This window comes from Zymomonas sp., assembly GCF_020216885.1.
Classification (GTDB): Bacteria; Pseudomonadota; Alphaproteobacteria; order Sphingomonadales; family Sphingomonadaceae; genus Zymomonas.
Map to the genome: position 1 here is coordinate 1 of NZ_JAIWON010000140.1, position 8,473 is coordinate 8,473.

Sequence of the window (8,473 nt, forward strand, 5' to 3'; positions counted from 1 at the left end):
GAACCGGCTTGATGAAATCATCCTGTTCCACCGTTTGGGTCAGAGCCATATGGGCCCGATTGTCGATATTCAGGTTCAGCATCTTTGCCGCTTGCTGGCGGATCGGAAGATCACTTTGAAATTGAGCGACAAGGCACGGACTTGGTTAGGACGGGTCGGTTATGATCCGGTCTATGGTGCGCGTCCGTTACGTCGTGCTGTTCAGAAATATCTTCAGGATCCTTTGGCTGAAGATTTGTTGAAAGGCACTATTCGTGATGGTCAGACGGTCAATGTCGATGAAGGCGATAGCCATCTGATCTTTAAAACTGAAGATTCAGTATCAGCCTAAAATAAAAAAACAGCCCTTTCTTTTTGAGGAGGGGCTGTTTTCGTTTTTTATACAGAAAGTCTTCGGGTTTTTAGAAAGTAATCTGGATAACAAGGGCAGAATATTAGCGTTGCTGCTTCGCCCAAAAAGACCATAAGCGATGATGGCGAAATTGGTCATCTTGCCAGATATCAATACCCGAAAAACCATCACATGAAGGTAAAGCCCGAATAGTTTTGGCGTTAATTCCCCCTAAGGCAAAGACTTTTTGTCGAATTGAACGTTTAAGCTGAAGAAATTTTATACGTCCCAAAAATGGTTTTCCTAGATGAGAACGGGTTGAAAAAAGGGGAGATAAAAAGACGAAATCAACCTTGCGACACAGAATGCTATCGCGCCTGTTATGGACAGCCTGACTGCGGAGTAAGGGACGTGCCGTTCTCTGGCTGGAAAAATAGCCGTGGACACCATCAGCTTTCCATGCAGCAGCAAGACGAGCCGAGCCAGCCAGAAATAAAACCAGTTTTCTTTTCTTGGCTATGCGTTGAATTTTTTGGAACAAATCTTTTCGAATTTTGAAGGGTAAGCGATAATGACGAAATACAATGCCGCTACCTCGCGGTAGTTTCTTTACGGCATCTAGCAGACCATCACCCAACCGTTCGTCTGTCATAAGCCATAGCCGTGGCCATGTATTTTTTAATTTATCATTCATCCTAGGTTCCGAAAAAATCCATTATGAAGCAAAAAATGCTGCATAAATGCAGCGTTTAAAAATAAAAAACATTATCTTTCGTCATTTTGTTAAAAAGATTTCCAAAATGGATAGTATCCTACTAGCAAATTTTTTAAGAAGACCAATAAATTAGACATTATGAAACTTTCATTTGCCATTGACGATCGGCATATTATGAAGCGTTATCAAGGATGCGTCCGGTGCCTTGATGATGCGATCGATTTGTTTAAGTGGCGCTTCGTTGGGTTGGATATTGAGCAGATTTATATCGCTTATCTGACCGCCGAAGGTAATATTCTTGCTGTTATCGGAGAAAATGTCGGCGACTGCCTGGCATCCTATTTGGACATCCGGAATATTTTGAGACATGCCATTATTTTGAGTGCTGATAGTCTTATTCTGGCTCATAATCACCCAAGTGGTGACCCTACGCCTAGCTATATGGATAGGGATACAACAAAAAGATTAGCCCTTGTAACGCGTATGGCCGGTATAAAATTATTGGATCATCTTATTTTTGCGAATAAAAAATGCCAGAGCTTTCATAGCATAGGTCTTTTATAAGCAGAGATAATTTGTGATCTTATTTAAAATAAAATCACTATTTTTAAGAAAATAGTGAGCAGCTTTTTGCATTTTTTATTCTGGATAGCATGATGGATTAAAGCCTTTTAGTAAGGCCTCTCGATAATCTTAAAATTTAACTTTTGTAGGAAATAGATAATCCATCAGAGTTATATTCAAAAAAATGATAAAAATTGCTTTTGATAAGAAAAACTGGGCGTTATTGAAACCGTCAAAACGGAGTGACGTCATCAATGGTTAATCAACGGATTGCTGTTATTGTTAATCCCACCGCAGGGAAAAGACGGCATCATTCCGTGCAGCGTTTTGTTAATTATCTCGAAAAGGCAGGCTGTGAAGTCCTGATAGAGAAAACCCGCTTCCAAGGCCATGCGACTGAATTAGCGAGAGGATTAGCGGATTCTGGAGAATATACCTATATTGTCGCTGCTGGTGGTGATGGCACGATTGCGGAAGTGGCAGAGGGTGTGATCGGTTCAGAAGCTGTTCTTGGCGTGCTTCCTATTGGGACAGCCAATGTCTTTGCCCATGAGTTATCCATAGCTTTTAATGAGATTCAAAATGCTGCCGATATTATCAAAGGGCATTGGGTAAAGATTTGGCCTGCTTATCTTTTTAATGACAGGAAACGAAGTCTTTCAATTCAAATGATTGGCATCGGCATAGATGCCCATATTGTTCACCATATTTCATCTCGATTAAAGCGGATGATCGGTAAAACAGCCTATTTGCTCCAGACGATACGCTCTCTCTGGCAATATCCCTTTTATGAAATGTCGGTATCAATAGAGGGACAAGCAACAGAAAAGGCAACAGCTGTCATTATTTCAAAAGGCGCCTTATATGCCGGAAATTATAGATTGCTGCCTTGGTCAAAACAGACAGAAAAGGCCTTTTCTATCCTGTTATTTCAGTCACCTAGCAAAATGAACTATCTTTACGCAATTGCCGCTTTTTTTATCGGGAAGATTGCTGATTGTAAGCATATCAAGATTGTGAATACTGAAAAAGTAAAGATTGAGGCGAACCCAAGGATTCCAATACAAAGCGATGGTGATGCAAAAGGATGCACCCCTGCGACGATAGAAATTTCAACCAAGGCTTTGAAAGTCGCCATTCCTGCGTGATCTTATTCTATTTAGGTCAAAAAATCCTATCAGTTTTCGAATAGAGTATTATCGATAAAAGAAAGCCTGCCATGAAAATGGCAGGCTTTCTTTGTTGTTAGGCGAAATAAGCTGAAAGAATAATGATTATTCTTTTGGCCTTTCCAATTCGCCCTCTTCATTGAGAACCCCTTGCGTATTGGTCAGAGGTTTCGGGGGCTGAACCGGTTCCGGTGCTTTGTTGCTGTTATTGGTATGAGCATCTTTCTCGTGAGATAAGTCACCACCCTTGCCAATTTCAGCACGAATACCTGTAATATCACCAATTTGCTGGATGATACCCTTCGCTTTGACGATTCTAGGCGACGGTGCCGTACCCGTTTTCTGTTCGCGTTCGATCTCGGCTTTATCCCGTGACCAACCGCCACCTAATGCCAAGAAAATTCTGATCTGATCATCTGAAATCTTGCCATCAGAAGAGACGAGCTGCTGCTCATATTGTAACAGCGTCCGGTCAGCATCGAGAACCGGTAGCGCATTGATACGACCAAGAGAGAAAAGGCGATGGATGTCTTTATCCGCTGCCGCAGCGCGATCACGGGCTAAGGCGACCTCTGCCCGATGATCAAGATCATGAGTATAGGTTGTAAGAGCGGCTTCGGTTTCTTTCAGAGCGTTTAAAACAGTCTGATCAAATTGAGCCGCAGCAATACGGGTTTCAGATTTGGCCGCCAAAATTTCAGCGCGCGCCCGATTTCGGTTAGGCACCTGCCAGCTAAGACCCGGCCCCAAGTTAAATTCTCTGGTATGACCACCGAACATATGGCTGGCCATACCGGTCGAGCCTGCGGTAGCGCCTAGAGTAATTTTAGGCCACATTTCACCCATCGCGACGCCAATTTCAGCCGTTGCTGATCTTAAACGATATTCAGCACTGCGAATATCGGGACGACGATTAAGCAGGCTTTCACCATCACCAACCGGTATGGGTTGACGCAAAATCGGCTCTTCTTCGCAATTCGCGACTTCTGCCGGAAATTCTGCCGGTGGACGACCGGTTAAGACGGCAAGACTGAAAAGAGCGACCTGTTTTCTAGCAACTTGTTGCGGCAAGGCAGCCTTGATTTGGGCTTCCTGTGCCATCTGCCGTCTGACATCCGTGGTCATAGCGCGTCCTTCGGAGCGCATACGGGCAATCAATGCGGTTGAACGTTCAGCAAGAGCAATCAGCTCTTTGGTAATCGCAATATCATGACCCGTGGCACAAACCTCGACATAGGCCTGTGCCGTATTCGCGGCTACCGTAACGCGTGCCATATCATAGGCAGAACGGACGGCTTCTTCATCAGCATTCGCGGCTTCAATAGCGCGATGCAGCTGACCGAGATAGTCAACCTGATAAGAGATAATAGCATCTAAAGAAGTAGCAAAGGCATCGGGGATATGCGGTCGATTAACGCTATTGACCAAATATCGTTGATCCGAAAATTCGATATAATTTGCCCATGTGTTCAGATTGGTGCCGATGCGTTTAGCATCACGCGCCCGTGCCAAGGCCGCCGTTGAACGCGTAATATCGGCGGCCGCCACCTTCAGATCATTATTATGAGCAAAGGCTTCTTCTATGAGCTTATCTAATTGAGGCTCGTCATAAAGATGCCACCAATGATCCGGCAAATCCGGCATTCTTGTCAGCGCTTTATTCTGGCTACTGACAAAATTGCCTTTGGCTGTCGGACGTTCAATAGCCGCATTTTGTGAACGCTTGTATTTAGGCCCCAGAATACATCCGGCTGTCAGTGACGCCAAGACGGTTACTGTCAGCAGTGATGATAGCCGCCGCAATTTCACCTTGCATGCTCCTCAGTTTTTTTCACTGTCTTTTGGACAGTGGTTACCTGACGGCTGGGAGCCTGCGTTTGTGCCGTTTTTGGATCTACCGTTACCTTAGTCTCCGAAATGTTGGTAACCGTTTCAGTCGCATTATTTTCAAGCGTCTTGACCACACTGTCGGAGACAGTTCTGTCTTCTAACACTTCAGGCACACCACCTGTAATAGAAGGCGGCAAAATAGGCCGAATATGCGAGTTATAGTGAACGGAGACCGTCGCCGTTCTACCTGCGACCAAACGGATACCTTCCGGCACACGGTCGATAGCAATACGGACAGGGATACGTTGCGGCAAACGAACCCATGTAAAGGTTGGGTTGACGTTAGCCATCAGAGACGAGGTCGGATTAAGTTCACGGTCAGCGATACCGCGAGCTAGTGAATCCACATGGCCTTCGATGATTTTCTTTTCACCCATCAGGCGAATGGAGACTTTATCGCCGACACGGATACGCGGTAATTTGGTTTCTTCAAAGTAACCGACAACGCGCAAAGAATGGCGATCCAAAAGCGCGAATTCAGGCTTGCCTGATGTAGCATAGTTACCGGGACGAAGGGAGAAGTTCGTGATCCAGCCATCAACAGAGGCGCGAACAACCGAACGAACCACATTAACGCGAGCCGTATTGAGATTGGCTTTGGCTCTTTCGAGTTCAGCGGCTAGCTCATCGACCTTGGAAGCGCCTTGTTCCAGAATTTCGGTCGAGACCAAATCGCCAAGCCGGATGTTACGCCGGTTTTCACGTTCGGCCTGTTCAAGACGGGAGGCGACATTGGCAACTTCGGCCTCTGCGGCTTCCAATGCCAAACGGAAACGAACCCGATCAACGATAAAGAGTGGCGTTCCTGCTGTCACATATTGGTTTTCACGGACAAGGACATCCGTGACCAAACCGGAAACATCGGGCGTCACATTTTCAACATCGACCTGCACACGACCATCGCGTGTCCATGGTTCACGTTCATAGTAGAACCACATTCGCAGGCTGACCCAAACGGCCACTAAAACGACAAACAGCGTTACAAGAACGCGTAGGACGGATCTCCGATCCATGCCTCCCCCTACAAGCGAAAAAAAGCCATAGGGTTACCAGCCACAGCAATATAGCCGGTAATTATACCCCAAACAACGATCAGCATTGCGGTATCAAATAAACCGCGATGCCAGACGAAACGATAAAGATTTAGTTTACTGAGCAACAAAGTAAGAAGCTGAGTAATCATGATCGCAATAGCGGCGCCTACGACAAGTGGGTGCATATAAACACCCACAATATCAAATTCTCCCGTTATCATGCCGGACTCCGTTGTTTTATGAACCCTGGTGCATCAGGAAACATATTGCGACGTAAGCTGACTAAGGCGGTCAGCCCTTCGCGGCGATCGATTGAATTATGTAGATCCACAAAGCTATCAATAACGCGATCAATATCTATCAAAATGGTATCCGAAGATTCGGCGTTCGGTGACCGTGACAATTCGTCATAATAACCAGCGATGGCTTGCGCCAAGGTGGATATTTGATGACGGACATTTTCATCAACACGGGCAGCCAGTTGTCGCAAGCGCAGCATACAGATACCGATACGCAAATCGCGAATACCATCATCGCGGATAACATTCTGATCTGTCCCTGTTGCTGAAACACGCGGCGCCATAAGACCGATACGATCGAGCATACGGCTTGACCAATCGACGATATCGGGCGCGCCCGGTCGTCTTAAGGTTGCCGAAAGATCACGCCATCCAGATTGCAGAAGCCTTCTGACCATCACATCGGCACCGATGACGCGCATTACTTTGAAACCGACAAGGGAGATGCCGCAGCCGGTAATAATGGCCAAACCATTGTTAAAATAAAGCTCGAAATCGGCAGAATAAGCCGGATGGATTGCCATTGTTAGGTTAAAGACAACCATAAAAGGTCGGACAATCGGCAGGTAGTTCTGATCAGCAGTGAGATAGCCGATAATGAACAGCACAGGGAACATTGTCAGCATGACCAATTCAAATTCGTGAATTTGTGTCATGATGGCAAATACATAAAAACCGGCGACAATCACCCCGATGACAGCCCCGAGGAGATAATGCCCCTGTTGTTTAACAGGGTCACCTGCCTGAGCAGACAGACCGAACGACATAGCTGCCAAAAGGCAACCTGTTGAACCATTTGGCCAACTGGTCATAATCCAGAAAATGGATGAAGCCATAATGACCATAAACAATGTCAAAGCGGTTAAAGCCGCCATACCATAGTCGCGATGCATTGAACGAACGCGATGGGCGCTACTTAAAGCGGCAATCATGGCGGGAGGATGATCTTCTGGATGGCTGACGGCTTCGACCAGCAAACGGGTCGATTGCAAGGCTTCGATCAAATGACGCAGTCGCCCGATCATGTTCAGTTCGAGCAATTCGCGCCAATTTTCAACCTTTAGTTTTTCACCCAAAGCATTGCCGCGCGCAATCAAACGACTGGCTTCTGCCGCATCATCAACGGGGGGATCGGCAACCCATTGCCGAACAGATTCGACATAGGCGGTAATCTCTTCTGACATGCCGCCGGCATCGTCAATTTCCCTTGTCCGATCTTCCATAGCGGCGATAACAGGCATCAAAAGAATAATCTGATCCTGAACCGCAGCCAATGCCATACGGGTTGGCCGCAATCCCGCCGTATCATAGGGAATATGTGTCCCAAGAAAATGAACATTGGTAAGGTCAACAGTCAGATTCTGGCGGTCTTTCGCATCAATATCCGTCATATCTCCGGCCAAGGCATGGTTAGCCCAGCGTTCGCAATCATGAAGAATCTGATCCAATTGACGCGATAAAAGATTACTGACGGAATGGGGAAAAAGAACGGAATGGACAAAGCCTGCAGACACAACCCCAAAGCAGATTTCCTGAAGTCGAAGAGAGGCTATATGGAAAACATTGATAGGGTTTTCTACGCTAAGAAAGCCAATAACAGAGGCCGTAACGATACCAAGAAAGAAGATGTAAGAGCGCGGTGAGCGGTCAAGCACCACAATAAAAATACAAAAAGACGCCCACAACCCCAAAATCATACAGAGAAAAAGCGGGGCATTATCAAATTTTGGCACAACGGCCAGAACAAAAGTAGCGCCAAGGAAGGAACCAATGACGCGATAAAATGATTTAGAACGTATAGCCCCCGTAAGTGGATGACTGACGATATAGACAGTCGTCATCGCCCAGAAAGGACGTTCAAGCCCAATCCGCATAGAGACATAGAGGCCGAGCATTGCAGCTATATAACAGTTAAGCGCAAAAGCTGCCTGCCGTAAATTAAACAGCATCGCAGTCGCCTATCATAGCAAGGGTTGATAGGCGCAGTGGCCTGTCTTTTACCCTTGTGCAATGTTTATAGTGTAAAACGGTCATATCATACATAATCGGGCAGACATCACCTGTTAAGAAAAGCGTTTTATGCCTATTTGTAAAAAAATAGGGAATAAAAATCTTCCTAGTCCTCTCCCCCCCCTTTAATCCAGTGGTTTTATACAGTCACTTAAATTTAGTGGCAGGAAAGCGTTGTAGGGCTTAAAAAATTGTGTTTGATAGGTCTTTTTTGAAAAGAAACGCTCAAAATCCCTAAAATTAGGGCGATTTAGGATGGTGAAATTTATTGAAACCATCCTTGTGATATTTTCGATTGATAATTTACAAAAAAATAGAGAGAATAAAAATTATATAATAAATTATAAAATAATTATTTTATTTTAATTTATTGAATAAATAAAACTTTTATGAAAGACGGCTTATCAATAGCAATAATTGCTGTTCCACATAAAATGCCCCAATCATCTTTCCCTGTTTTA

The 8,473-nt window shown here is 45.3% G+C and carries 7 protein-coding genes and 1 pseudogene; 3 read left to right on the forward strand and 5 right to left on the reverse strand.

Features of this window, described 5'->3' with window-relative positions; translation table 11 throughout:
- Positions 1 to 331: pseudogene (locus LDL18_RS07830) on the forward strand (ATP-dependent chaperone ClpB); the annotation flags it as partial.
- 103 nt (positions 332 to 434) lie between these two features.
- Here the strand turns inward: LDL18_RS07830 and LDL18_RS07835 are convergent.
- The gene (locus LDL18_RS07835) at positions 435 to 1,025 is read right to left on the reverse strand and encodes a thiamine phosphate synthase (RefSeq protein ID WP_296508435.1); all 591 of its coding nucleotides are present in this window, start codon (positions 1,023 to 1,025) and stop codon (positions 435 to 437) included.
- Between the two features lie 159 nt (positions 1,026 to 1,184).
- Here LDL18_RS07835 and LDL18_RS07840 point away from each other — a divergent pair, with 159 nt between their 5' ends.
- Together LDL18_RS07840 and LDL18_RS07845 are read left to right on the forward strand one after the other, a co-directional pair.
- Entirely contained in the window at positions 1,185 to 1,610 is a 426-nt protein-coding gene (locus tag LDL18_RS07840; RefSeq protein WP_296508437.1) for a JAB domain-containing protein, read from the forward strand.
- Positions 1,611 to 1,852: 242 nt separating this feature from the next.
- Positions 1,853 to 2,758 carry a diacylglycerol kinase family protein gene (locus LDL18_RS07845; RefSeq protein WP_296508439.1) on the forward strand — a complete coding sequence of 302 codons (906 nt, stop codon included), beginning with the start codon at positions 1,853 to 1,855 and terminating at the stop codon, positions 2,756 to 2,758.
- Positions 2,759 to 2,884: 126 nt separating this feature from the next.
- Here LDL18_RS07845 and LDL18_RS07850 read toward each other — a convergent pair whose 3' ends face one another.
- The 4 genes from LDL18_RS07850 to LDL18_RS07865 are packed head-to-tail and all read right to left on the reverse strand — an operon-like array spanning position 2,885 to position 7,951.
- Positions 2,885 to 4,588, reverse strand: a complete 1,704-nt coding sequence (locus tag LDL18_RS07850; protein ID WP_011241210.1) for a TolC family protein — start codon at positions 4,586 to 4,588, stop codon at positions 2,885 to 2,887.
- Entirely contained in the window at positions 4,585 to 5,682 is a 1,098-nt protein-coding gene (locus LDL18_RS07855; RefSeq protein ID WP_296508443.1) for an HlyD family secretion protein, read from the reverse strand. The genes LDL18_RS07850 and LDL18_RS07855 overlap by 4 nt, the downstream gene beginning before the upstream one ends.
- A gap of 8 nt (positions 5,683 to 5,690) precedes the next feature.
- A complete protein-coding gene (locus LDL18_RS07860) occupies positions 5,691 to 5,924 on the reverse strand; it encodes a DUF1656 domain-containing protein (protein WP_011241212.1) in 234 nt (77 codons plus the stop codon).
- A complete protein-coding gene (locus LDL18_RS07865) occupies positions 5,921 to 7,951 on the reverse strand; it encodes an FUSC family protein (protein WP_296508447.1) in 2,031 nt (676 codons plus the stop codon). The genes LDL18_RS07860 and LDL18_RS07865 overlap by 4 nt, the downstream gene beginning before the upstream one ends.
- Positions 7,952 to 8,473 lie beyond the last annotated feature (522 nt).

Coding starts and splice junctions, on each gene's coding strand:
- LDL18_RS07835 (WP_296508435.1), bottom strand. CDS start 1,025: ATGAATGATAAATTAAAAAATACATGGCCACGGCTATGGCTTATGACA.
- LDL18_RS07840 (WP_296508437.1), top strand. CDS start 1,185: ATGAAACTTTCATTTGCCATTGACGATCGGCATATTATGAAGCGTTAT.
- LDL18_RS07855 (WP_296508443.1), bottom strand. CDS start 5,682: ATGGATCGGAGATCCGTCCTACGCGTTCTTGTAACGCTGTTTGTCGTT.
- LDL18_RS07860 (WP_011241212.1), bottom strand. CDS start 5,924: ATGATAACGGGAGAATTTGATATTGTGGGTGTTTATATGCACCCACTT.
- LDL18_RS07865 (WP_296508447.1), bottom strand. CDS start 7,951: ATGCTGTTTAATTTACGGCAGGCAGCTTTTGCGCTTAACTGTTATATA.